The 26,166-nt window shown below is 41.0% G+C and carries 18 protein-coding genes; 4 read left to right on the top strand and 14 right to left on the bottom strand.

Going from position 1 to position 26,166, the window contains the following annotated elements; all coding sequences use genetic code 11:
- Nucleotides 1-40: 40 nt before the first annotated feature.
- The 4 genes from JMX96_RS09560 to epmB form a co-directional block, all read right to left on the bottom strand.
- Nucleotides 41-499: a c-type cytochrome gene (locus JMX96_RS09560; RefSeq protein WP_201568804.1), complete on the bottom strand. Its 459-nt coding sequence runs from the start codon at nucleotides 497-499 to the stop codon at nucleotides 41-43.
- A gap of 64 nt (nucleotides 500-563) precedes the next feature.
- Complete coding sequence (locus tag JMX96_RS09555) at nucleotides 564-2,651, bottom strand: EAL domain-containing protein (protein ID WP_201568803.1); 2,088 nt, start codon at nucleotides 2,649-2,651, stop codon at nucleotides 564-566.
- A 324-nt stretch (nucleotides 2,652-2,975) separates the two neighbouring features.
- Entirely contained in the window at nucleotides 2,976-4,733 is a 1,758-nt protein-coding gene (locus JMX96_RS09550) for a hypothetical protein (RefSeq protein WP_201568802.1), read from the bottom strand.
- 369 nt (nucleotides 4,734-5,102) lie between these two features.
- A complete protein-coding gene (gene epmB, locus JMX96_RS09545; protein ID WP_201568801.1) occupies nucleotides 5,103-6,110 on the bottom strand; it encodes an EF-P beta-lysylation protein EpmB in 1,008 nt (335 codons plus the stop codon).
- 160 nt (nucleotides 6,111-6,270) lie between these two features.
- Here epmB and efp point away from each other — a divergent pair, with 160 nt between their 5' ends.
- On the top strand, nucleotides 6,271-6,843 hold the full coding sequence (gene efp / locus JMX96_RS09540) for an elongation factor P (protein ID WP_057761310.1): 573 nt from the start codon (nucleotides 6,271-6,273) through the stop codon (nucleotides 6,841-6,843).
- A gap of 158 nt (nucleotides 6,844-7,001) precedes the next feature.
- Here the strand turns inward: efp and JMX96_RS09535 are convergent, their stop codons facing one another.
- The 10 genes from JMX96_RS09535 to JMX96_RS09490 all read right to left on the bottom strand — a co-directional run bounded on the left by JMX96_RS09535 (nucleotide 7,002) and on the right by JMX96_RS09490 (nucleotide 19,972).
- On the bottom strand, nucleotides 7,002-8,804 hold the full coding sequence (locus JMX96_RS09535; protein WP_201568800.1) for a GAF domain-containing hybrid sensor histidine kinase/response regulator: 1,803 nt from the start codon (nucleotides 8,802-8,804) through the stop codon (nucleotides 7,002-7,004).
- A 30-nt stretch (nucleotides 8,805-8,834) separates the two neighbouring features.
- On the bottom strand, nucleotides 8,835-9,695 hold the full coding sequence (locus JMX96_RS09530) for a ThiF family adenylyltransferase (protein ID WP_201568799.1): 861 nt from the start codon (nucleotides 9,693-9,695) through the stop codon (nucleotides 8,835-8,837).
- Between the two features lie 100 nt (nucleotides 9,696-9,795).
- The gene (locus tag JMX96_RS09525) at nucleotides 9,796-10,728 is read right to left on the bottom strand and encodes a TatD family hydrolase (protein ID WP_201568912.1); all 933 of its coding nucleotides are present in this window, start codon (nucleotides 10,726-10,728) and stop codon (nucleotides 9,796-9,798) included.
- A gap of 542 nt (nucleotides 10,729-11,270) precedes the next feature.
- Nucleotides 11,271-13,514 carry a type II secretion system secretin GspD gene (gspD, locus tag JMX96_RS09520; protein WP_201568798.1) on the bottom strand — a complete coding sequence of 748 codons (2,244 nt, stop codon included), beginning with the start codon at nucleotides 13,512-13,514 and terminating at the stop codon, nucleotides 11,271-11,273.
- Between the two features lie 77 nt (nucleotides 13,515-13,591).
- A complete protein-coding gene (locus JMX96_RS09515; RefSeq protein ID WP_201568797.1) occupies nucleotides 13,592-14,497 on the bottom strand; it encodes a type II secretion system protein N in 906 nt (301 codons plus the stop codon).
- A complete protein-coding gene (gene gspN, locus JMX96_RS09510) occupies nucleotides 14,498-15,325 on the bottom strand; it encodes a type II secretion system protein N (protein WP_201568796.1) in 828 nt (275 codons plus the stop codon).
- A gap of 229 nt (nucleotides 15,326-15,554) precedes the next feature.
- Entirely contained in the window at nucleotides 15,555-15,878 is a 324-nt protein-coding gene (locus JMX96_RS09505; RefSeq protein WP_101204384.1) for an H-NS family nucleoid-associated regulatory protein, read from the bottom strand.
- A 1,044-nt stretch (nucleotides 15,879-16,922) separates the two neighbouring features.
- On the bottom strand, nucleotides 16,923-17,537 hold the full coding sequence (gene ssb, locus JMX96_RS09500) for a single-stranded DNA-binding protein (RefSeq protein WP_201568795.1): 615 nt from the start codon (nucleotides 17,535-17,537) through the stop codon (nucleotides 16,923-16,925).
- A gap of 317 nt (nucleotides 17,538-17,854) precedes the next feature.
- Nucleotides 17,855-18,466, bottom strand: a complete 612-nt coding sequence (locus tag JMX96_RS09495) for a DUF3833 domain-containing protein (protein ID WP_201568794.1) — start codon at nucleotides 18,464-18,466, stop codon at nucleotides 17,855-17,857.
- Nucleotides 18,467-18,607: 141 nt separating this feature from the next.
- Complete coding sequence (locus tag JMX96_RS09490) at nucleotides 18,608-19,972, bottom strand: MFS transporter (protein WP_160022262.1); 1,365 nt, start codon at nucleotides 19,970-19,972, stop codon at nucleotides 18,608-18,610.
- A 738-nt stretch (nucleotides 19,973-20,710) separates the two neighbouring features.
- Between JMX96_RS09490 and uvrA the strand changes: the two genes are divergently transcribed.
- The 3 genes from uvrA (at nucleotide 20,711) to JMX96_RS09475 (ending at nucleotide 26,102) form a co-directional block, all read left to right on the top strand.
- Nucleotides 20,711-23,617 carry an excinuclease ABC subunit UvrA gene (uvrA, locus tag JMX96_RS09485; protein WP_201568793.1) on the top strand — a complete coding sequence of 969 codons (2,907 nt, stop codon included), beginning with the start codon at nucleotides 20,711-20,713 and terminating at the stop codon, nucleotides 23,615-23,617.
- Nucleotides 23,618-23,929: 312 nt separating this feature from the next.
- Complete coding sequence (locus JMX96_RS09480) at nucleotides 23,930-24,178, top strand: hypothetical protein (RefSeq protein ID WP_201568792.1); 249 nt, start codon at nucleotides 23,930-23,932, stop codon at nucleotides 24,176-24,178.
- 154 nt (nucleotides 24,179-24,332) lie between these two features.
- Nucleotides 24,333-26,102: a P-loop NTPase fold protein gene (locus JMX96_RS09475; RefSeq protein WP_201568791.1), complete on the top strand. Its 1,770-nt coding sequence runs from the start codon at nucleotides 24,333-24,335 to the stop codon at nucleotides 26,100-26,102.
- Nucleotides 26,103-26,166: the final 64 nt, after the last annotated feature.

Genomic DNA, 26,166 nt, shown 5'->3' with positions numbered 1-26,166 from the left:
TAGGTTATTGGCTCATTTTTTAGGTCATAACGATGATAAGTCAGTTCACATCATCTGTAACGGTTGGTGCAGGGGCACGGAGCGTAGATAAATAAGCAATAATATCAGCACGCTCTTTCGCATCTGGCATCGGGTCAGACAGCATTTTGGAGTCTGGCATGGCTTTTTGGGCATCTGCAATATATGGATCGAGTGTCTCTGCATCCCATACCCAACCTGAATCTTCTAGCCCTTTACTGTAGGTATAGTCTTTTAACTCGGCAGCCGGCGCACCATATATATTCATTAATTGTGGGCCTTTTTTATTCAGACCTGCATTACGTTGATGGCATTGACCGCAAGCATCTTTATAAATTATCGAGCCGTTGTCCGCATCGCCGTCAGTATATAAGGGCAGAGTCACAGGAGCACGGTGGTCAGGTGGTGTTTTCTCACAAGCTGTGAGCAACAGAACAGCAGCCAAAAGGCTGCTCAGTTGATATCTACTGATAAGGGACATTTTTAGCAATCTTTGGTTGAGGAATATTATCGCCATGACATAAACGATATGATGTACTGGCCTTTTAACTCGCTACCTTTATTGTGCTACTAGGCTCTTCTAAATAATACCCTTGCAAATAGCGCGCACCCACACTCCAAGCAACTGACATCGTTGCTGCATCTTCGATATAAGGCATGAGCACGTCGACTTTAATATCATTAGTACGCGTGATAAGAGACTTGACCGTCTCTAAATTCTCTGCTGAACCAATGTCTTGAATATAACTGCGTGCCAAGCGTACCATATCAGGTTGGACAAAATTGGCAATTTCAATAGATTTGGCAGACGAGCCAAAGTTATTAACACCGATTTGACAATTGACATCGTTGAGCGCGGAAAATTGGGATTTGGCGACGGTTAAATGATCAGAGATATCTATTTCATTGAACTGTAGTGTTAATACACCAGCTGTACCGCCCACTGCCTTTATCAACTGACTGGCGACAATCGGCAATTTTTTATCAACCAGTGAAGCATTGGTTAATTGTACTAATAATTTAGCTTCAGGATTAACTTTGCGGACATCATTAATTTTCTTACAAGCATTGATAAGCACCCATCGGTCAATCTTCTCTAACAGTTGATGCTTTTTAGCCACTGCCATAAATTGATCAGGGGTTAATACCGTATTGTCAGCATCTGATAAAGGTAACCGTAGATACACTTCAAAGAAGTCGCTACGATCGTTGTTGATGTCGTATATTGGCTGAAATGATAGCTCAAAGCGGTTATTAGTAATAGCATCCACTAATGACTCAGCAAGTGCATGATCGTCACTATTGGCATGTTCGCTTGGGTCATATATACGGTAAGACCCGCCACTATTAGAAGTCTCTACCATGATTTGGCTGATAGCATCCATGGCACGTTCTAATATAATGACAGGCTCTACAGGATTTTTTTCAATTTTGACAACAGCAATACTGACTGTTGTACTCGTTGTACGTTTATCAACTTCAATAAACATATCCTTCATAGACGAACCGATATGCGCAGCAAGTCCTTCAAGATCACTCGTCGTCTTGTTTTTCACCAATATCGTAAAAGCGGTATCGCTGAAACGGCTCACATGCCCATCAGGTACTAGCTCAGTCAACGTGTGGGCAACTTGTTTGACCGTTGCATCTATTCCTTGTAGACCCAAACTACTTCTTATTTTGCCTACATTATCAACCTGCACATATAGCAGGGCTGCGGTTATTAGTCCTTGAGACGCCTGCTGATGTATTGCTATCATCTGATCTTCAAAACCGCGACGATTATCTAGGCCAGTTAAATTATCTTTACGTTCAGCTTCAGCTAAACGCTTGGCAACCTCTGCACTATTGTTACTATTCTGCTGAATAATAATCTGAATGACTGGCTCGCCCTCTAACGTGGCTGATGCTAGTTGTAGCTTTGCTTCAAAAGTACTGCCATCTGTCCGCACGCTTTCAAAATTAAACTCAACGTCTTGGCGACTACCTTTGTCAAACTGACGTAAAAACTGTTTAAACCCTTGAACATTATCTCTACCTGAAATCAGGTCAATAATAGGCACGCCTACCACTTCATTCATCGATTTAAAGCCGAATAGCTGAAGATAGGGCTCATTAGCAAATATATGGATACCCTCGTCTATATAAGCGACCGCGCTCTTAGAGTTCTTAATCAATACATTGGCACGTTGTTCTGCTTCAGAAAGCACTTGACGCAAGGTTTTTAGCTCACGGCGACTGCGCAAACTACTATGCTGCAAACAAATGGCCATTACTACTGGCATCTCTTGATTCATTTCAAGCGCTTTGACCATCGTGCCACTAATCACAGTCGGTAGCTCATACTCATTGTAGGCAGTCGACGCTACCTCTTCATTCGTTAAACAGATCATTGGCAGATCGATATTTTGCTCTTGTACGATGCTCACCACATCTGTAAAGCTCATATTATAAGCTTTGCCAAATACCAGCACATCCCACGGTTGGCGCAGAAGTTTTAATAGCTCTTCTTTATCGTCCATAAACCCCAAATTTACACTATCATAATAAGGACTCAATAACTGAACAAGACGTTCAGCATAGAGCTGATCGTCATTGATCACCAATAAATTTAAAAGAGATTGAGAGCGCATAAGGAGCCTTTTAGTCGTACGTATTGTTATCTATTATTTTGTTGCTTTACATCTTTCTCTAAAACTAACCTAGCACATAAAATATGCTAGCGTTAATATTCTATGAATCCTATCAGTATAGACTGAGTTTTCACTATGATAATTATTTTATAGTTAGAGATATCATAAAAGTCAGAGTAACAATATTTATCATTATAGACAATAATTAGACCAACTGCAGATTAACTTATACCCTTTGTCGCCTACTATATTACTGACGAAAATCTGTATAAACTCTCCGTTATGGCCTAAAACCCCTGTTATGTACGGATGTATCCCTAAGCGTTATAACTGAGCAACCTCATATTGACTAAACTTATCAGTCATCATCAGCCTGCGTCCTAATCGTAGGGAGGTTTGTTTATTGCCAATACGCATGACGACTCTATCATCAGCTTGAAAGTACGAAGGTGGTACGATTAGTGTGCCAGTCGTCTGCAGCTGTTCATCCTTACCAAGAATAAATGCTGGTACAAAATGTCGACTTCGTTTTTGATTACCTTCCAAACGTAGTCCACATGCCACAATTTTATGCCCAAGTACTTGCCATTCTACTTCTGGATTTTTGGTATCTAGATTGAGCCAACGCACGACCCCTATTAACCAATTAGGCTGTTCTGTATTTTCAGATCCATAGACCAGAATCAGACTCATGATATGTAAAGGCTGAAGTGCTGTCATAGAAAAGTCAGGGTCAGTTTTTTCTATACTAAGTATTTCTTGATTGAAAATATCTTTATTGACACCATTCTTATTGAACTCATCATTTTTTGGTAAAAAATGCAGTGTGCGATATGCTGAAGAACTGTCATAGTCGTCAAATGTTTCAATATTTATGATACTTCTGTAACTACTTTCATTATCAAATGTGTCATATGAAGGCCTGTATTCTTCTCGTAGATATTTAATATCAATTAGATTAGCGAAAGTTTTTAAATGACCTACATGGTAGTGTATATCATTAAAATTGGTGATTAACTTTGCCTGCTGCTTGCTAGTATATTTGGTTGGCAAAGTAAGTGGCGGCTGCAAATAGCGGTAGCTGATGGTCATCGAAATAGCATTAAGCAAACTATATTCTGCTGTGCTACCTTCCTCGATAAAGTCTTTTTTACGTGACTCAAAATACTCAACTATCGGTGTCAGTTCTATAAATAGACAGTCATGACGATCTTCATAGGGGTTGATATGAGAGTTGACTGTTAGATAGCTTGGTGGATTACTACTATGAAGATCAACAAAAACCTTTGTCTCGGTGGTAGGCTCCATTGTCGCGCCCATTTGTTTAGCCCAGTCAGGCAATAGACGCTGTACGAGTAAGATATTCGGGCGCCTCATAGCACGCAAATTTAACAAGTGATGCAAACAGATTTGGCAATATAGCTGATGGATACTGTTTGTTTGGTTCGTGACAGTATGTAGACTTAAATCCATATCAGCTACTTTTTTCTGATGAGCCAGATAATATAACTGATTGACTTTAGACCACAGGTAATCTGATGGCTTTCGATAGCACAGTGTTTCTTCTGCTAATAGTTTTTGGTATTTTAATAGTGATTGATAAATCGCAATAGCAAGCGTGCTATCAGGTTTAGTCTCAGCACCAAAAAAACGCTGCCAACCTTTACCAGAAGATTGGTTTAAGGAGGCTTCTGACAACTGCGTCTCACGACGTATGACTTTGTCGTAAACCATAATAATTAAATAATGCAGCGATTGCATTTGAGCGATATAAGACATCTGATCCTGACTAAGCGCACCTGTCTCATAGATATAGTGCTGCCTAAAAGCTGCAATCAGCCGGTCTGAAGCATCAATGACTGTTGCCATTAATTTGAGACGCTGTTGTTCATCCATATTGGATTCACGTAATACTGTCAGTAGACTCTCTAAATGCTCTGTTTGCTGCTCCTGGGTAAGCGTAGGTAGCGTTGCCAACATCTTTAACAAGTAACGCTCTTGACCATTTACTGAGCGATTAGATAGCGGAGGTAGTGGCTCTGTAGAATCTAAATGCTCTTGAAACATTGATAAAGTTATCATCAGTATGTTTACTCTCTATTAGTCACTCTGAGGCAATCAGTAATATGCAGCAGTACAAATACATGTATGGCATAAAAAATGTTTGTTAAGCTCGACTATAGAAAAGTGATGATATCTATTTATTGTGAGCCTAAATCTAGCAGTACGCTCTGACAATACCTATATACTGGCAAAGTTTTGTATTTAACGTTATATACTTTTTAGGTAGATTACATACTGACAGTTTATATTCTGTTCCAATCATATATCTATTTATACTTATAAAAAAGCATAAATCCTAGATTTTAGTTTCTAAAGATACTATCCGCTTCTTTTTTTAAGAGCCACTCTTTGTTTACTAATTCTCCTAAATTGATATAGTGCCCTACATTAGCCATTGCTGTAAATATCAATCGGCACTTTAAAAGGTTTATTAGGTAACTCTCTGACCAACTTAGGGACAAGATAACCTGGCAATGATGCTAGCAATGACCAATAAAGCTCAATCGCTGCTTGCTCACTACTATCGAAATGCGCCGCACCAGCCACCTTGTCCAACACATGTAAATAATATGGTAGCACGCCAGAAGCAAACAAACGCTGACTAAGCTGTACTTGCGCGTTAAGAGTATCGTTGACACCTTTTAGCAACACGGCTTGGTTTAATAGTGTAATTCCAGCTGCTCTCGCACGTTGCAAGTATTCAGCGGTTGGTGCATCTAGCTCATTGGCATGATTACAGTGAATGACCATGACAATATGGCAGCGGCTTTGAGATAACCTCTCTAACAATGCAGAATCCAAGCGTGCAGGTATCACCAATGGCAAACGCGTATGCAACCGAATCGTAGTAATCTGCGGAAGAGACTCCAAAGTATCTAACCATGAAAACAATCGTCTATTAGTCACATTTAGTGGGTCACCACCACTCAAAATTACCTCATTGACCTCAGGATTTGCATTAATATAATTGATGATATTTTCTTTTGCATCAGCAGTAGGCATATTGGCACTATAGTCAAAATGCTGACGAAAGCAGTAACGGCAGTGAATAGCGCACGCACCCGTAATCGTTAATAACACTCTCGACTCATATTTATGCAGCAAACCTTTTACAGGGTTTTGCGTGTTTTCGCTTAACGGATCTGCTACGTAGCCTGTGACGTTGATTTGCTCTTGCTGGTCTGGTAACACTTGTTTAAGCAGGGGATCATTACGGTCGCCAATAGCCATTTTTGCCACAAAGCCACGCGGCACACGCAGTTCAAAATGCTTAGGTACGTAAACTTCTGCACGCATTGATTCAAGCTGTAGGAGACTCAATAGCTCATCAACAGATGTAATAGCTTCCGATAATTGCGTTTGCCAGTTTTTTTGTGTGATTAAATGGTTTATCATGACAGCCTATTACCTGTGCCCAAAATCCGATATTATACGCCCTTAGTGTCTAGCCTATCAAAGTATCCTCGTTAATCCGTAAATACTTGGCATAACAGAAAATTTTGGTACAGTCAGCCCTATGTCTTACTATTATATTTACAACCCCTAGGAGTTTCTTGTGGCAAGTTTTTCTACTAATGAATTTAAAGCTGGTCTAAAAGTGATGCTTGATGGCAACCCTTGTGCCATTCTTGAAAACGAGTTTGTCAAGCCTGGTAAAGGTCAAGCCTTTAACCGTGTTAAGTTGCGCAATCTTCGTAGTGGCAAAGTACTGGAACAAACTTTCAAATCAGGTGACAGCTTAGAAGCTGCTGATGTGATGGATACTGAAATGAACTATCTATACAACGATGGCGAGTTTTGGCATTTTATGCATCCTGAAAGCTTTGAGCAGATTCAAGCGGACAAAAACGCAATGAGTGACTCAATCAAGTGGTTAAAAGAAAACAGCAATGCTCTATGTACCATTACGTTATTTAATGGTGCTCCTCTGTCAGTCACGCCACCTAACTTCGTTGAGTTAGAAATCACAGAAACAGATCCTGGCGTACGCGGTGATACTTCAGGCGGTGGTGGCAAACCTGCTAAATTAGAGACAGGTGCTGTTGTACGTGTGCCATTATTTGTGCAACAAGGTGAAGTGGTACGTGTTGATACGCGTACTGGCGACTACCAAACTCGCGTGAACTAATATCGCTCTAGACATGACTGGTAGTTGATATTTACTGATATCTTTATCATCAATAAAAAAGCTTAACCACCATATAGGCGGTTAAGCTTTTTTTATATTTACCGATCATAGTTACATTAAAATGCTAATCAATGGCGCTAATGCTAATATCTAGTAAGTTACTCTTCTTCCAATGATTGCTTTTGTATCAGCCAATACTGTACCAAGGCATTCAACTGTTCTTGCTTAAAAGGTTTGGTGCAATAGTCCTGCATACCAACTTTCAGATATTTTTCACGCTCGCCGTCCATTGCATTGGCAGTTAAGGCAATAATGGGCGGTAGTACTTGGGGATCATACAATTCATGCAATTTAATAGTTGCCTGTACACCGTCCATAATCGGCATATGATGATCCATTAATATCACATCATAACGGTCAGGGAATAAAGCGAAAGCCTCAATTGCTTGCTGACCATCCGTAACATGGGTAACGGTATGACCACTGCTGGTTAGTGATTTTTTGGCTATGATCGCATTGACAGCATCATCTTCGACCAGCAATATATGACCAGACCGCTCATGCGTAGGTTCAATCATAGTCGTATCGTTAGAGTCTTGCCATGTCTCATACTTGTCTTCATCAATAGTAGTCAGCGGTAATAAAACACTAAATGTCGTACCAACCCCTACTTCACTATTTACGTAAATGTGACCACCCATCAAATCGACTAGGGACTTACAAACAGACAGTCCAAGTCCAGTACCACCGTAAATACGATGGGTAAACTTATTTGCTTGATCGTAAGCGTCAAATATCGCCTCTAACGACTCTTCTTTGATACCAACACCCGTATCTTTCACTTCTATACACAAAGTCATGTTCTGACCGTTTTTATCGCACTCTATTTTGCTCGCTTCTTTTTCTTTACTCGTACTCACAAATTTTTCATCGATGTTATCTGGACAGTAGCAATTGTCCATATGTTTGACATCGATACTTACCTGCCCACCTTCACGCGTGAACTTAATCGCGTTATTGACCAAGTTTGCAATAATCTGTTTTAGACGTACAGGATCGCCGTTTACATAAGGTGATAGCGTTTCAGTATAATGATAATCTAAGGTTACACCTCTTTGGCGTGCCTTAATCGCAAACAAACTGACAACCTCATTGCATAAACTAGATAAGTTCAATGGAATAGAATCAATCGTCATCTTTCCAGACTCAACCTTCGATAAGTCCAAAATACCATTAATGATGACCATCAAATGTTCATTAGAGACTTTGATGTTATCAACATAGTCACGTTGTTCGCTACTGAGTTCCGTATCGCCTAACATCTCTACCATACCGATAATACCATTCATCGGTGTACGAATCTCATGACTCATATTGGCCAAAAAGCTCGATTTCATCTCATTAGCACGCTTAGCATCGCGTTGTTTATCTTGTAGTTTCAACGCATCTGCCGCCATCATTGCAAACTGCGCCAATATCTTTTCTTGTTGACTGCTAAAACTCTGATGTGGCTCAGTATCCATAAGGCATAAGGTGCCCAGACGATACCTTTTGTTATCTTCATTTAAGATAATAGGTGCACCAACATAAAATCGTAAATACGGAGCACCTGTGACCATCGGACTTTGGCTAAAACGGCTATCTTTAAATGTGTCTAACACGATTAACACATCATCAGACAGTATCGTATAATTACAAAAAGCCGTGTTACGTGGTCCTTTGCTTACAGCCTCATCTTCACTACCAAATTGACAGGCTGGCTTTAAATATTGAGTTTCCTCATCCATAAAAGTGATCGTAACTACAGGCACATCAAAAAACAGCTTTACGAGTTCAACAAGCCGATCAAACGCAGGCTCCTCATCTTCATTGAGTACCTGATATTTCTTTAGCTTATTGATACGCTCTATTTCATCTACCGCGACAGGGTAGCTCTGCTGAGATGAGTTAGATATAGACAAGGTAAACTCCGTTAAATAATATCAGACGTATTAGTTACGACTCGTCTGTCTTATTAATAATTGTAATGCTTCACTCACCATAATCATCGCCACTACTGACGTAACGACCACTGCTGAGCCATAACCACCGCACTGCAGACCGCCTGTCTGACAGCTTTTATCTACAATTGGCGGCTCTGTCGAATAGACACATTTGATACCAAATTTTTCTTTTAAAGCACTATTAATGCCTTTCTCGTGGCGTAACTTGTTGCGTAACTTGGCAAGTAGTGGATCTTGATAACAGTCACGCAAATCACTAACTCTAATCTGACTTGGATCTATCTTACCACCTGCACCGCCCGCACAGACCAACTTTAGTTTATTAAAACGACAGTGTAAAGCAATTGCCAGTTTAGCATTCATATCGTCTACACAGTCTAAAATAACAATCGGTCTCCCCTGAGCAGTAGCGGACTTGACCGATTCACGACTTGGTAAGAGTGTGGTGACATTATCTACCGTCAAAAAGTCATCGACTAAATTTAAGGTTACTGTAGGGTTAATCTCTCTAATACGAGTTGCCATTGCTTCAATTTTACTTTGACCAAATGTGCTGTCCAATGCAGGCAGTTGGCGATTGACATTAGAAGCAACCAATACATCCAAATCAATCAACGTAATCGTTCCCACTGCTGTCCGAGCCAGCGCCTCTGCTGCCCAAGAGCCCACCCCTCCTACACCAATAATGTAGACATGAGCTGCCGAAAAAGTATCAACCGCAGAGGTACCATATAGTGTCCGTGTACCTTGAAAACGACGATCGTACTGCCCATCTTGTTGGAGCGATTCGTTTTGTGCAAGACTGTCTTCGACGGATTTTGGTTGTTCAAATTGTCGCGTGTCACTCATAACAGATCAAATTCTCTTTTAAAATATTTTGGTTGTCATTTATACGGCTCATACTTTTTAGCTTCTAATTACAACGATGCTTTTCTTATAAATAGCATAGTTACACTGAATAAGCCCAGTCTACTTTCAGAGCATTACAGCTATTTTGCCATAACTGCTTAGCAAGTTTATCATGTGGTATTTCTAATAGCTCACTCAAGCTTGCCAATACCCATGGCAGATTGGCTGGTACATTCCTATTATGTGAATCAGTATCATCCGTTGTCTGACACATAATAGGTGTCATATCTGGACAATCCGTCTCAATGACCAAGCATTCGATGCCATGACTCTCAACTGCTACTTGAATAGCACGGCGCAGTTTTTTGGCATTCGGATTGGTTATCTGACCCGTGACACCAAGCTTAAACCCTAATTTCACAAAAGCCTTGGCCTCTTGTTCACCACCGCTAAAACTGTGGGCAATACCACCTAATTTATGCGCATCGTATTTATGCGCTTTTAATATTGCAAGTGCTTCGGCATGCGCCTTACGAATATGCAGCATCACTGGCAGTCGATGGGCCACTGCTATATCCAACTGCGCCGCAAAGAACCTTTTTTGTTTAGCAAATACATCAGGCTGCTTCATTGCATCGGTAAAGGTGTCTAATCCAATCTCACCAATGGCTAATGGACGACGCTCTATCACCATTTGCTCAAGTTGTGTTAAATGGTCGTCGGTATGCTGCTTAATATAAAAAGGATGTAAACCTAGCGCGATATGGGCTGCAACATCGCACTTATCTTTACTATTCACCTTTATCACAGACGATGGCGACATTTTATTAATGAAATCTTGAGTATCGTACATTCGATCAAAATACTGATATAAATAACCTACTAGCACTAAGTGACGAATACCTTGACTATAAGCCTGCTCTACCTGTTGTCTGCGATCATTGTCGAACACTGGAGCATCAAAATGTGTATGCGTATCTATAAGAGGATAGACATTTTTTAAAACTTCTCTAGCATCTGTTCTCTCAGCCATGGTCACTGATTTGTTGCCACACATTAATAAACTCCAAAACTGACTTTTCAGAACATAGAATTGAGTAATAAACACTAAGCAATTTTTACTATACAAGTATTTTTATATAAGAATATTGCTATAGACGCATTATTGAGCTTCTATTTTTTAATTACTAGCTTCTATTTACTAATTACATTCTCGTGAGCATCGTCAATATCACTACCCTCAGATACGGTATTATGACTATTTACTGTCTCCGTATTGTCCTTTCGACTACTGCGCCTAGGGATGAGTAATAGCGCAGTTGCAGCCACACTTAGTAAAAGCCATTTTTTTGTATTTTTATCATCTGTCATTTTAGCTTCTGATTTACTGTAGCGGAAAACATAATACGTAACTCACTATTCTATTAGTAACCAATATACTCAAATATAAAAGCGGCTATGTTTATCTGTGTTATGAATACGCAAGCTAATGTACGATGTAACTAGTATCTATTACATCGTACATTAATTTATGCCAGTCGAATCACATTAACCGTTATATATAGAGCTAATATTTTAACGATTAAGAGGATAGGTCGTGATACCACTATTAGGACTATCTACTCTCGTAAAACCTTGCGAAGTAGATTTTGGCGCTTGATCACGTTTAGGGATAAGGGGATTTAGCGGCATGAGCTCGTAATCCGCACTGACATTACCACTCCAACCTTCAGTGCCGCTCAATGGTAATTGCTTAATCGTACCGTTTTTATCAATGACCAGCTGCAACACTCTCATTTGATTGAATTTGCGTTCAGTCACACTCGCTACCGCGCCACCATCACGTAAAATAGTCGGCTGTAAAAAGATTATCAAATTGCTCTTTTGGGTGCTGTCGTTGTCAGAACGAAAAAGTCTACCGATAATAGGAACATTGCCCAACCCAGGAACTTTCTGTTGACGTGTAGTGGTGTTGTCACGCATCAGGCCGCCCAAGGCAATCGTCTGCTGATCATCCGCTAGGATGGTCGTATTAATAAGGCTTTTATTGGTAATTAGCCCACTGGCATTACCCGTACTACCTGGTACCACTGACGAGACTTCTTGCGATACCTCTAGACGTACTGTGCCATTGTCACCGATATGAGGAATAACATTCAAATTAATACCAATGTCTTGGCGATCAATTGTCTGAAATGGGTTGTTTGAATTATTGCCACTGGTGGTAAAAGAGCCCGTGACAAAGGGTACGTTTTGACCAACCAAGATACTGGCTTTTTCATTATCCAATGTCAAAATCGATGGCATGGACAATAGATTAGCGCTGGTAGATGAGTCAAGCGCCTGTAGAATAGCGCCATAAAACTCTGTATTGCCCTGACTGTCTTTACGACTGTCACCAATACCTATCAATGCACCAGCAATAGAGCTGGCAGCAGCGCTAATACCTGCCGTACTCGTCCCTGCTAAAGCGGCCGCCGCAAGCGTCGTCGCGCTGGCTCCCACATTATTAAAGTTGACCACTCCATAGCCACTATTGGCATTACCTAACGCCCATTGAACGCCTAGCTGGGTGGCATCGTCGCCTGACACTTCAACAATAGCTGCTTGAATTAATACTTGTGCGCGGCGACTGTCTAACTGGTTGACCGCATCTTCAATCTCAAACATTAGCTCAGGTGCGGCGTTGACGATAACGGCATTTTGAGTTTCATCAGCGATAATACTAAACGGACGACCGCCCACTCCTGTGCTTGTTCCGCTTGTGCTGCTAGTCGACACAGCAGCTGCACTGCTACCTAGGCTATCGCTAGCTGCATTATTAATTGCGGCGCCTGTGCTACTTGCATCATTTAGCGAAGCGGATTCTAGTGTCGAGGTCGCGCCAGCACTATTGATAGATTGATTAGCGAGTAAGCCGCGTAACATATCGGCGATATGACCAGCACTAGCATACTTTAGACGAAAGACACGTAAACCACTTAAACGTCTGGTAGGCGTAGTATCCAATTGATTGACCATTTCTTGGACTTTAGCAATCATTTCAGGACTGCCTTTGACTAGCAGTCTATCACTCGACGTGTCAGCAATTACCTTTAGCTGATTGTTGCCACCTTGTGCTTGTCCACTACCCGCACTTGAGACTAAAGCGCTAATCAACTCCATCATACGTTCGGCATCGACGTGGCGTAGTGGTATCACTTGCAAACTGTCATTCACATTGCTGTCTAAGTCACGAATAAGGGCTGTCAGCTGATTAAGACTGTCTGCTCGATCGGACAAAACCAGCGCATTGACACCAGGTACAGCGGCCGCGTGAGCCGACTGCGGCATCAATGGGCGAATAACACCTAATACTTCTGCAGCTTGGGTGTTGGTCAAATAAATAACTCGAGTGGCAAGCGACTCACCAACACTATCACCGCGTAAATCAACCGCCACACCAGATTGCTTAGCAATATTATCTGGCACCAGTTTTGTCGTCGTTCCCGATTCAATCGCAGCGATACCATTCACTTGCATCACGCTTAGAAATAACTGATAAATCTCATCACGGGACAGGGCTTTGTTGGAAATAACTGTGACATTACCATTGATACGTGGATCAAGCACAAAGTTTTGATCTGTAATGGTCGCAACTTCATTGATAAAGGCTTTGATATCAGCATCTTGTAGATTAACTTTCCAGCTCTCAGCATTGGCAAGACCAACACCAGCAGTCCATAATGGCACTGCCAGACAAAGTGGACGACACAGGCGCATCAAACGCTGCAGGCTACAGTACAAAGGCGTGGCTGAAAAATTCTGAAAACTTACCATATTGATGATTACCTACAGTGATATTGCTTACTATGTGCTGAGTGTTTAAGGAGCAATTTTGCTAAAAACCTACCTTGCTAGAACTGCTGGCGAATCGTAATAACTTGCTCACCACGTTGAACCTCTATCTGCGCTTCACCTGCTTGCTGTACTTGCTGAAGTACACCAGCATCTTGCGCTGGGTTATTGCCTACGCTCTGTCCGTTGACGGTCAGTACCTTATCGCCTGGCTCTAACCCTAAACGATTACGTAGGCCAGCAGGCATCGCCGCTGTGACTTGGTAGCTTTCACCTGATGCCATCACCCCCATCCTACTTAGATAACTGGCGGGGTTTTCTTGCAAGGCCGTAACCGCTTCTTCGATAGCCGACTGTGGATTACTTGAAGTGTCTGCGCCAGTCGTCCCTTCTGTCTCAGGAACAGCGTTTTGTACTGGCTGGGGCGCTGTAGGCAACATACTATTGTTTGGCAAACGCTGATTACTTATTCCGCTTGCTAGCATATCACTTTGGTCTAATGGCATCGCCTCTGGCATTTTAATAACGGTTTCTTTATCGTTAGCATCAGCGATGATGACTGAATTCCAATCAACAGCCACGAGCGTATAATCGCTATCTTTTAGCCCATCACCGATGCGGTAATTTTTGACTTCGCCATTGACATTCAGTAAAGCCGAAGACATGCTCTCAGGTATGGCTAGTAGTACGCCCTTGAGCTCAATGTTGGGAGGTGGTTGCACGGCTGCGGTAATAGGATCGGGATCAGCAAAGATTGCAAATAAGCCACTATAGTCGTTAGTGGACTTAGCACTATTCTGTAGAGGCGCTAAAGGCAAGGCAGGTGCTAAAGGCGCTGCTAACAGTAGCCATAAAAGACGGGCGGCTGTCCAGCATAACCAAGCAATGGCTAGCAATAATAGCCAACCTGAAAAGCGATTGAGAGTATTAATAACAGGTTTTAGACTTGCGGCGATATTAAGCATTTAGTTCGCCCCCAAACCAGCTAACAATGGCTGGCGCACACTGACAACTGGCGTATCTTGAGGAGCTTGTCCTTTATATTCAGGCATATTCTCTAGCAAGCGCTGCGTCAAACTGACATCGAGCATATTATCGCTATCGAGATACAGATCTCCCAAACGCTTATCTTGATTGTTTAATAAATTAATATGCAGCAAATCTCTATTGTTTTTCTGCTCTGTACTAAGCTCGGCTCTTAGAGCGGGCATCGTAATATAAAAAACTTTGCCACCACTAGGATAGCCTACCTCACCACCAACCCAAGTCAATTGACCATCCGCTGCGCTAAATCCGCCAACGTCTTTAGCAGGCTCACTACTAGATGCGTCATTTTTATCAGCCTGACGCGTTAGCGATACATTATTTACTTGAATAGGGGCATTTGGCAGCTGCCAGTTGACCATACTCGCTAGCGTCTCAGGTGCAATTTTCCCACTCATGTTGTCAACTTGCCATGAGCTCAGACCAAGTTTAACTTGCCCATTCAGACGTGTCTGTGATGAGTTAATATTGACGTCCGCACCTAGCTTACCTATGAGTAACTGCCAAGGCTGCCATGACCATTCTGCCATACCTGTAAGCGATGTTGATGACATAGGCAACTGCCAAATAGCAGCACCTTGCCATACATTGCCAGATACATGCTGGACATAAGGCGTATCTGGCGCGTATTTCTCAAGTAACCATGCTGCTGGCATTTGCAAAACAGCAAATAGCGCAAACAACACAAACCCCACTAGCCACCAGAGCTTACGGGGACGTTTATGAGAAAACTCAGATACTTGGGCCACAGTCGTACAACTCTTATATAAGACAAAAACGTCATTATCATAACAAACAATGGCATATAGATGACAGAAAAAAAGCCAGTATCTTTTTGCCAAAATACTGGCAGTAAAGATACTGGCTTTTATTTTCTCGAAAGCAGCTATGTCTGTCGCTAAATGGTTGTAAATACACTATTATAAATAGCAACTTCAAACTGGTTCACAGAAAGTAACTCTATAAGAAAACAGCTAATTAAATAGCGAAATCTTCGATATCACGACCTGCTGCTAGCGCTTCGACTAACCACGTTGGCTTACGGCCACGGCCAGTCCAAGTTTCACTATGGTCATCAGTATTACGATATTTAATGCTGCGTTTTTTCTCTAACTTTTCACCAGCTTTCAGTATTTCTTCAATCGTTGCATTGCTATCTTCTGCAATCTGCTCGAACTGCATATAGGCATCATACAAACGTTGATGCTGTTTTTTGGCGATAAGTTGTTGAGCGTTTTCAGTGATAGCACGTAACTCATCTACGTTCAAATTTTCTAAATCAATTGCGTTATTTTTGCTCATAATAAATCCAACTATAAAATAAGAGTGTGGCCTCTATTGAGGTATTATTTTTCGTGAAAACATGCGGAGAACAAATCGTTCATTGGCCATTAATTCTATTTATAAAATATAATTAATTCTAAAGAGTATTCAATTTCTAATGGCATCTCGAACAATCTATTATAAATAGAAGATATATAGCAACAGATGCTCATTGTATCCATTTTAAATAAAATTAGTTTTAGATAAATCTAAACATACAAGTCACTATTCTTTATATATTGCTATTATAGCTTCGAAAGTATTTCCTAATAATAGAACAAAATTCTAGTACTTTGACTACTGCTAGAATTTCACAATAATATTTCGACCAAAATCTACTGTTAAAATAATAGAGTAGTATCTCTATGCACTATACTCTCAAATACTGCTAATTTTGGAGATAGTTCTGCATCAGCTCTGTAACTTACTATGTCGTTCCTATGGTACGTTCCGAAGAAGTTAACCATTTCATATAAAGATCTATTATCCAAATAGCTTTCGATTTATTAATAAGAAACAAGTAAAACTTTGGTTATTATCACCGAAATTTATTTTATTTATAGACGATCAGTATATATTAACTATATGCCATATAAAGTTAGTATAGCAATTTTTAAAACCAAACGTCACTAATCATAATTATTTTTTGGTATAAACGGTCAATATAGAGTATGGAAGGTAGTAAGCATACTAGCTAATGTGAAAACCAATAGTGTTAAACCAATAATAAATAAACTTAAGTTTATTCGATTAAAAATTAAGAGCATATTAAATAAATTAAAAAATTCTTTAATAAAAATTTAGTTTAACTATGCTAAAAAGCATCAACTGAATTACATTTCTGGATATAGTTAATCCTCTATAAAAGAGCTACAGCCTTAACCTCGTTTGAAGTATCACAGTTACATCTGCACTCAGTTGCCTTATATCTCTTTTAAACTGAATCAACTATAGCAAGCATTAAAAAAGCCCTGCAGTTGCAGGGCTTTTTTAGCATTTTTACATTAAAGTCTAAGGTATAAGTTAAAACGGAATGTCATCATCTACAGGGCCATCTGGCATTGCTGTAGGCTTAGATTGTGCAGGTTTCTGTGCTGGCTGATTGAACTGATTTTGCTGAGCAGGCGCTTGATTGTTAAAACTGTTCTGCCCACCTTGAGCCGCTGGTTGATTGTAGCCACCTTGATGTGCCATTTGATTATTTGCTTGCTGACCAAAGTTATTCTGACCACCTTGATTATTATAGCCGCCACTTTGACCTTGGTTTTGACTACCAAAGCTATCTCCACCCTGACCGCCGCCAGTTTGACCATCGAGCATCTGCATTTGTTCAGCACGAATCTCAGTAATATAACGGTCTTGACCACTTTGGTCTTGGTATTTACGTGTACGCAAACTACCTTCGATATAGACTTTGCTGCCTTTGCGCAGGTATTGCGCTGCGATTTCACCTAGACGGTTAAAAAGTGCGATACGATGCCACTCTGTCGCTTCTCTTTTTTCGCCACTTTGTTTGTCTGTCCACTGCTCTGATGTCGCAACCGAGATATTGGTTACACTACCGCCATTGCTGAATTGGCGTGCCTCAGGATCTGCTCCGAGGTTACCGATGATGATAACTTTATTGACTCCGCGCATGATACCGTCCTTTTACTTATGAATAATTTAATAAACTGTTTTAATCGTTATCTGATAGCGTCAGTTGGCACTATCGATTGTATAATTTTACTTTAACCAATTTTTATCGAAATATCTATAGGCCACCTATGGTGCACGTCAGTCTATGTCGCTTAGATACTCTATCTTGATATACTAGTAGATATGGTAGAGTCCAATAAATAATAGGTAATAGTTAAATATGCTGCTATTTTGCCATTTTAAGACGCTGAAGAACACCTTTCACCTTTATCGATATTGCATAGCACCTGGCTTATTATCAAATAATTTAGACGTTTTCAATTAACATCAGAAGGCTTGCGATGCATGCTCAACGTCACGCTACCCAGCTCAACGCCAAATTTTTTCATCACTGAGCGATTGAGCATGACATCCTTATTGATAAGATACATCCAATCATCGAACGTTACTTTATAGGTTTTGTCCTCGACAGGTAACTCTAATAAGTAATTCCAGTGCAACGTGTTGCCAACCACTTGCCCTGTTGCCTCGCCAATAACATCACCTGCCACACCTTTCCAGCTGCCATCTGTCTGCTCAGTCAGACGCCATATACGCTGCGATTTCGTGCCATCTGCCCACGAGAACTTCTCGTTTAGGACAATGACATCATCTCCCTCATGGGTTGCATCAATGTCGACATAAAAGCGTTTTTTGACCTCACCATTTCGACCTTGGAACATACCCCAACCATCAATTTGACCCGAAAAAAACTCATGCATGTTGAGCGTTGGTGTGGTGTTCTGATACGCCTGAATATTTTGCGTAGCGCAACCAGAGGTTAGCAGCATGGCTGATAGACCAAGACCTACAGTTAACTTGGCTATTGAGCGATGCGCCTTCTTTTTACCCTCAATGACACTAGCAGACAACATCTTAAATTTACTCATATTAATTCCTTTTAAATAGAGATAAATAGTTAGTTTCTACTTATTGATATTGGTTGTTTATGAGACTGCTGTCTGTGCAATTTTTGCTATTTGGCTTTATTTCTATATAAAAACATAAGTCTAAAGCTGTTATATATCATATTAAATATCTAACGGACTCTGCGCCAAACTCGATAGCTGCTGACGTGAATCATCCGTCAACTGTGTCTTATCTAACTTTAAATAGGCGACTTGCTCTTTTGCCATGACGACCAGCTCGTCAACGCCATCTACTGCCAGCATTTGTCGTGACCAGTCTTGGATATTAATATCTTTGGGAATAGTAACCGTTGTGCTCGACAGATAAGGTGGCTGAGAGATGGGAATGATGATAAGCAATGCGGCACCCATAATAATAGCCAGTATGCCCCACGCCAACAAATTAGGCTGGCTTAATAACAGACCACCCATTGCCCCGCCTACAAATGCTCCAAAGAACTGACTAGAAGAGTTAAGCCCCATCGCGGTCGCTTTATTGGCGACTGGTGCGCGCTTAGATATCCATGAAGGAATCGTCGCCTCAAGCAGGTTAAAGCCCATAAAATAAAGCAGCAAACCCAATATGATACCAACACCGACCTGACTGCCAAGCGCAAGTATTGCTAAAGCGGCGGTCATCAATGCAATCGCACCCAAAAATACCTGACGCATTTTGCGTTTCTTTTCAGCGATGATAATAAAAGGTATTGCGATGGCGAACCCGATAAACAGTAGTGGCAGATAAACCATGCCTTGCTGACGTACTGACAAGCCAAGTACGTCACTGAGCTGGTGCGGCAATATCACAAATATCGCCGTCATCGTTAGGTGTAGCGCAAAGATGCCGATATGTAAGCGGTTAAGATCGCCAATCTTAAGGACAGTAGCCAACTGTTGACCGATGGTCTTATTATCCAGATTGTGCTTGAGCACGCGCATAGGCGTCGGTACCACCACCAATAGCAGCATCGCCAATATAGCAAATCCTGAAGTTAGCCAAAACAGTCCAGAGATTCCGAGCGATCCGACTAACAATGGACCAAAAGCAAAGGCGAGCATAATAGAGGTCGCAATCGTCAGACCCATCGTGGCCATCGCTTTGGTACGCATTTCCTCACGAGTCACATCTGCCAATAGTGCCATAAGCACAGCAGAGACCGCGCCACTACCTGCCAGCGCCCGACCAATGATCACTTCATAAATATCTGTCGCATTTGCTGCAATCATGCCGCCGACAGCGAACAGTATCAATCCCAGAAAGATAATAGGCTTACGCGGAAATTTATCAGCAGCCAAACTCATCGGTATCTGAAAGATGGCCTGCCCTAAGCCATAAATACCAACGGCCAACCCAATCAAAAACGGCGTCGCGTGTGCATAATTGTCACCGTATACAGAAAATACCGGCACAATCATAAACAAGCCAATCATACGTAAGGCAAAGATGCCACCGACTCCGAGGATTGCCCGTTTCTCTACGCTATTCATACTTGCCTCACTGGTTGATCATTGCTGGTTGCACATTGCTATCTTTCATGACTAACACTGCGCCATACCATGATTTATCACTACTGGTTTATCAAGGCATTGGCCTATAAATCAAGCCCCCTAGTATAAGACATTCGCCGTTTGGTTGCCGAGACTTTTGTCTTACTGGTGCAGTAACGTATGCGCCCTCAACCCAAGCCATTCATATTACGAGATTATTTTGTTACCAAGTGCATCAGATGCACAGTCACACCTTGAATAATGCTGTCACCATGACAATAAAGTAAAACGTTGTCAGCATAATTAATGGCTAACTCACCATATCTATGTAACGACGAACACTTCTATTATACGTAACGACGAACGCTTCTATAAAATCACATTTTTGGTCAAAACCATAACAAACGATGCCTGTTACTTAACATTGATTTGATTTAGATTTGCTTAGTCCTATAAAAAATCGTCATAGGAACGATAAGCAATACAAAGCCAAACAATAATAGAAAATGAATAACTAGGCTGGCATAACTTTTACCTTATCAATATATGTACCTTTTATAATGACACTGTTCATAACGACATTATTTATAACGATATCTTTTATAACAACACTACTCATAACAACATCATAAATTTAGAATTATTCACCTTTTAACCAACCACTTTACTGATCTGTATTTATTTTTTGACTTGAGATATTTCCCAATCCCCTTTTAGCAAATAGGAAACCTGTAACCGATGGCACATGACCATATCGCAATACGCGGCGCACGTACTCATAATTTAAAAAACATCGATTTAGACATTCCACGAGATAAATTCGTGGTAATCACTGGCCTATCTGGCTCTGGTAAATCTTCGTTGGCATTTGACACCTTGTATGCCGAAGGGCAACGTCGTTATGTCGAAAGCTTATCGGCATATGCTCGTCAGTTCCTTTCTCAAATGGAGAAGCCTGACGTCGATAGTATCGAGGGTCTATCCCCTGCGATTGCTATCGAGCAAAAATCCACCAACCATAACCCACGCTCGACCGTCGGTACGATTACCGAGATTTATGACTATCTGCGCCTGCTATATGCACGCATCGGTACGCCATATTGCCCTGAGCACGGTGAGCCAATGGTCGCGCAGTCAGTCACTGAAATGGTCGATCAGGTCATGGCATTGCCAGATGACACCAAGATTATGATTTTGGCACCGGTGATTCGTGAGCGTAAAGGTGAGCATACCGTTTTGCTTGAGCAACTGATTGGGCAAGGTTTTGTTCGCGTTCGCGTCGATGGTGATGTTTACGATACCGATGAGCTACCAACGTTAGATAAAAAGAAAAAACATACCATCGAAGTGGTGGTCGATCGCTTTAAAGTTCGTGATGACTTGGGCAACCGTGTCGCTGAGAGCTTAGAGACGGCGTTACGTTTGGGTCAAGGACTGGTCACGCTGCACTTTATGGATGGCAATCCAAAAGAAGGCGGTGATGAAAACCAAGTCATGTCAGCCAAGCATTCATGCCCTGTCTGTGATCGTGCAGTGCCTGAGCTTGAGCCACGCATGTTCAGTTTTAACAACCCATATGGTGCATGCCCAAGCTGTGATGGTCTTGGTAAACGTCAATATTTCGCCGCTGAAAAGCTGATTACTCATCATGAGAAGTCACTTAACCAAGGCGCAATCAACGGTTGGGACAAGCGTCATGCGTACTATTTTGGTTTGCTTAGCACGGTCTGTAAGCATTTTAAAATCGATATGGATGCGCCATGGCAAGATCTGTCCAAAGAGCAGCAAGACCTAATCATGCACGGCTCTGGTAAAGAAAAACTCACCTTTAACTTTACCGACGAGCGCGGTCGCAAGACGAATAAGACTGTACCATTTGAAGGTGTGCTTCCTTACCTAGAGCGTCGTTATGCCAAGACGCAAAGTAACCTTGTGCGTGACGAGCTGGCAAAATATCTGGCTGATACCACTTGTAACGTCTGTGATGGTGCGCGTCTAAATGAAATCTCACGTAATGTCCGTGTCGATGATCAGACCATTGCAGAAATCGTTAAGCTATCTATCGGTGATGCGGCGGACTATTATAAAACGCTAAAGATTGGCGGTCATAAAGGCGAAGTAGCCGAAAAAATCTTTAAAGAGATTAATGAGCGTTTAAACTTTCTTGTGAGCGTCGGGCTTGATTATTTGACCCTTGCTCGCTCTGCCGAAACACTATCGGGCGGTGAAGCGCAGCGTATTCGTTTGGCTAGCCAAATCGGTGCTGGTCTGATGGGTGTGATGTACGTACTTGATGAGCCATCAATCGGTCTGCATCAGCGTGATAACGATCGTCTGCTAAAAACCCTAACGCGCTTGCGTGACTTGGGTAACACGGTACTGGTCGTTGAGCATGATGAAGACGCTATCCGCCAAGCGGATCATGTCATCGATATCGGTATCGGTGCAGGCGTACATGGCGGTCATGTCATCGCTCAAGGTACGGTCGATGACATCATGGCAAATAAAGAGTCGCTAACTGGGCAATATATGTCTGGTAAGAAAAAAATCGAGATTCCAACTGTCCGTCATAAAGCCAAAACCATCGATGTGGAAGTCAAGGGTAAGGCCAAATCCAAAAAAGTACCGATGACCATCGAGCTAAAAGGCGCGTCAGGTAATAACCTACACGATGTGGATTTGACCATTCCTGTTGGCATCATGACTTGTGTGACGGGTGTCTCAGGTTCAGGTAAATCAACCTTGATTAACCGTACGCTTATGCCATTGGCAGCGACTCAGTTAAACAATGCCTCAACGCTGATTGCCGACAAGTTTGAAAGCATTAGCGGTCTTGAGCATTTGGACAAAATGGTCGATATTGATCAAAGCCCAATCGGCCGTACGCCGCGCTCAAACCCAGCAACTTATACAGGTGTGTTTACCCCTGTGCGCGAGATGTTTGCCCAGACGCAAGAAGCGCGTGCCCGTGGCTATAAGCCTGGTCGCTTTAGCTTCAATGTAAAAGGCGGACGCTGTGAGATGTGTCAAGGTGATGGTCTCATCAAAGTTGAGATGCATTTCTTGCCTGATATGTATGTGCCGTGTGATACCTGTGAAGGCAAACGCTACAACCGCGAGACACTAGAGATTCACTATAAAGGCAAAACCATCGCTGATGTGCTTGATATGACTGTTGAAGATGCCGTTGAGTTCTTCTCAGCGATACCAGCCATCTATCGTCGTCTGCAAGCACTGATGGATGTCGGTCTGAGCTATATTCGCTTGGGCCAGTCTGCGCCAACACTATCAGGTGGTGAGGCGCAACGTGTCAAACTGGCGCGTGAGCTTGCCAAACGTGATACGGGACAGACGCTGTATATCTTGGATGAGCCAACCACTGGTTTGCATTTCCATGATATCGATAAGCTGCTCAATATCCTGCATGCCCTACGCGATAAAGGTAATACTATCGTGGTCATCGAGCATAACTTGGATGTTATTAAAACGGCAGACTGGGTGATTGATCTAGGCCCTGAAGGCGGTAAAGGTGGCGGTATGATCATCGCGGAAGGTACACCCGAGGAAGTGGCTGAAGTCAAAGAATCCTACACGGGTATATTCTTAAAGCCAATGCTTGAGCAAGGTATGAAAGAAGTCGGCTAATACCCTTAGTCTTGATTGATAAAAGGCTACTCTTCATAGGGTGGCCTTTTTTATTGGTTGGTATAAAGCAAAGCGCAAACTATAAGCTATGAATGAAAATTGCTATATAAACTAAGGCTTAAGTTACTTCGCTACGTTACCTTTCTTAATATTTATTAAAGATATTTAAAAGTTAAATGTATTAATATTTAACTGGTGAGATATGACACGTAAACGCACACGATATAGAAACAACTGGTTAATAACGATATAGCCAACACAAATTGACGTTACTCATTCTTGTACGACCTCTGAAACTCTTAAGGAATTCTTATGAAAAAATTACTATTTATTGTCTTAGCATCTACTGTTGGCGTTAGTGCCTGTGCGTCAAGCGGCACATCAAATGGCGTAAGCGATCGCAACCATCAAAGACCTGCAATGTCTGCTGATATGAAACAAGCCATGGATGATTGTGCTCAACGAGCTGGCGTAAAAATGTCTAAAGAAAGTCGTCCAAGTAAAAGTGATATGAAGAAGCTAGAAGCCTGTATGACTGCAAAAGGGTATAAAAAAACCTGAAGGACATGGCCAAGGCCGTCCGCAATAATTAATACTTTTTAGATGCTCATTGATAAAAGGCTACTCTTTAGGGAGTGGCCTTTTTTGTTGGGTTTAATTCAGATTCAGTGCTAATATCATTATTAATATACGAACACCTGTAAGGTAGTTAGCAATGGCAAATGTAGCAAATCTTGAAAAAAAGCTTTTGAAGCTTATCAATAATAAAGACTCTTTTGCTATTGCTCTGACTGGTGAATGGGGTATTGGAAAGACGCGCTTTTGGAATAATTTCTACGAGGAAAACCATATAGATTTAGGTGTTAGTAAATACTCTTATGTCTCTCTTTTCGGTATAGATTCAATAGAAGCATTAAAATTTGAAATTGCTCTTAGCACCCATGAGACTACTCAGAAAAAAGACTATCTCTCTGGTCTCAAAGGTATCTTCAAAAAGAGCTTAGATGTCATAGATTTACCAAAGCTTGAAGGTACAGGCATCACATTATCTCTTGGTAAAGGCTTGATTAGCAGTACAATTACTAGTCTTATCGGAGACACTTTGATTTGTATTGACGATATTGAAAGGTTATCTAAGAATATAGATATCAAAGATGTTATGGGATTAGTTAACCATTTAAGCTTAGAAAAAAACTGTAAAGTCGTAGTAATATTACATGAAGGTAAAGCAGACAAAGACTTTAGAGAATATAAGGAAAAAGTGTTTGATGAGGTGTTAACTTTAGATAACTCACTATCTATCATCAAAGAGATAATCATAAATAATGAACTTTTTCCTATATACGAAAATTTTTATCAAACTATGAACATCAAAAATATAAGGTTTTACCAGCGTGTTAAAAACACATTTGAAGCTATGCTAAACAATGCAGACGATGACTTGTCTTTTACTAGTAAGAAACAAATTTTGGAAGCTCTTTTAATTATACGTATGGCACATGATATGCCTTCTATTTTTGACAATACTATTGATTTCGATTTCTTTGTGGAGTCATATAGCTCACCTAGAGTCGATGAGCTTCGTGGTTACGACCTTGATCTGGCACTCATATCAGATGAAGACAAATTAGATGATAAAGAAAAAATTGAAGTAGCAAGAAAATTCAAATTGATGGATGATACTATTTCTCAATTTTATAGCTACTTTGAGCTTTCAGGCTGGAGTGAAATAATAACAGGCTTACTTATTGATTTAGACACAGAAAGTGATGTTATCGAAGAATTAAGCCTATCTGACAGACTCACAGAAGCTCAATTAGAAAACGATAGAGAAAAACAAGAATCGATGATTGAGTATCATAGTTTAAACCCAGAACATGGATTTAACCAAAGAATTTTTGATAATATTAAAAGTAGAATAGATAGAGAAGCGCTCCCTAATTTAAGCTTCTACTATAATATATTAAGGAAAAATGGAGCTTCTGATCTATCTGACCAACTTAAAGAGTTGGTAGAGAACTATATTGAAGAAAAAGTTTCGAAAGGTTTAGAGCAAGGTCTTATGGAAAGCTATTATTTGAATCATTCAAATACAAATGATCTTTTTTATAACTTTCTTCAGCAAGCTGTAAAAAGACATAAAAAAGATCTTATCTCAAATGACAACGCTGATATTATGTCTAAAATTTTTATGCGATTTTGCAAACATGGAAATGATAGTGAGGATTTTTTCGCAGCTATACAAAATATTAGCAAAGAAAGCTTCAGTGTTGTTATTTGGCAGCCGCTCAGTGATGGGTTAAGTAGAATGCTATATATTCGAGAATTGTTAAAACACCCTGCTTTTAGAACTGGTAGTTCTAAATTTAAAGAAGTTAAGAAATGGACTTTAGAGTTACTCCAAGAGAGAATCGAAGAAAAACCGAATAGCAAAGCAGCTATCGAGCATCTTTTAGAGCTTACGAATAACTTAGAGAATATATAATCGTAATACTGAATAGCTGTCATGAGACGCGATTTAGCCCCAATTGGCTATCTACAAAGATGCC

Origin of the sequence: Psychrobacter sp. JCM 18900, from assembly GCF_904846625.1 — a bacterium.
Lineage (GTDB): Bacteria > Pseudomonadota > Gammaproteobacteria > Pseudomonadales > Moraxellaceae > Psychrobacter.
This window is presented reverse-complemented; position numbering and strand designations above follow the sequence as displayed.

What these genes read in the sequence shown, in the direction of transcription:
- JMX96_RS09560 (WP_201568804.1), bottom strand. Translation starts at nt 499, where the DNA reads ATGTCCCTTATCAGTAGATATCAACTGAGCAGCCTTTTGGCTGCTGTT.
- JMX96_RS09555 (WP_201568803.1), bottom strand. Translation starts at nt 2,651, where the DNA reads ATGCGCTCTCAATCTCTTTTAAATTTATTGGTGATCAATGACGATCAG.
- JMX96_RS09550 (WP_201568802.1), bottom strand. Translation starts at nt 4,733, where the DNA reads ATGATAACTTTATCAATGTTTCAAGAGCATTTAGATTCTACAGAGCCA.
- epmB (WP_201568801.1), bottom strand. Translation starts at nt 6,110, where the DNA reads ATGATAAACCATTTAATCACACAAAAAAACTGGCAAACGCAATTATCG.
- JMX96_RS09530 (WP_201568799.1), bottom strand. Translation starts at nt 9,695, where the DNA reads ATGAGTGACACGCGACAATTTGAACAACCAAAATCCGTCGAAGACAGT.
- JMX96_RS09525 (WP_201568912.1), bottom strand. Translation starts at nt 10,728, where the DNA reads ATGGCTGAGAGAACAGATGCTAGAGAAGTTTTAAAAAATGTCTATCCT.
- gspD (WP_201568798.1), bottom strand. Translation starts at nt 13,514, where the DNA reads ATGGTAAGTTTTCAGAATTTTTCAGCCACGCCTTTGTACTGTAGCCTG.
- JMX96_RS09515 (WP_201568797.1), bottom strand. Translation starts at nt 14,497, where the DNA reads ATGCTTAATATCGCCGCAAGTCTAAAACCTGTTATTAATACTCTCAAT.
- JMX96_RS09505 (WP_101204384.1), bottom strand. Translation starts at nt 15,878, where the DNA reads ATGAGCAAAAATAACGCAATTGATTTAGAAAATTTGAACGTAGATGAG.
- ssb (WP_201568795.1), bottom strand. Translation starts at nt 17,537, where the DNA reads ATGCGCGGAGTCAATAAAGTTATCATCATCGGTAACCTCGGAGCAGAT.
- JMX96_RS09495 (WP_201568794.1), bottom strand. Translation starts at nt 18,466, where the DNA reads ATGAGTAAATTTAAGATGTTGTCTGCTAGTGTCATTGAGGGTAAAAAG.
- JMX96_RS09490 (WP_160022262.1), bottom strand. Translation starts at nt 19,972, where the DNA reads ATGAATAGCGTAGAGAAACGGGCAATCCTCGGAGTCGGTGGCATCTTT.
- uvrA (WP_201568793.1), top strand. Translation starts at nt 20,711, where the DNA reads ATGGCACATGACCATATCGCAATACGCGGCGCACGTACTCATAATTTA.
- JMX96_RS09480 (WP_201568792.1), top strand. Translation starts at nt 23,930, where the DNA reads ATGAAAAAATTACTATTTATTGTCTTAGCATCTACTGTTGGCGTTAGT.
- JMX96_RS09475 (WP_201568791.1), top strand. Translation starts at nt 24,333, where the DNA reads ATGGCAAATGTAGCAAATCTTGAAAAAAAGCTTTTGAAGCTTATCAAT.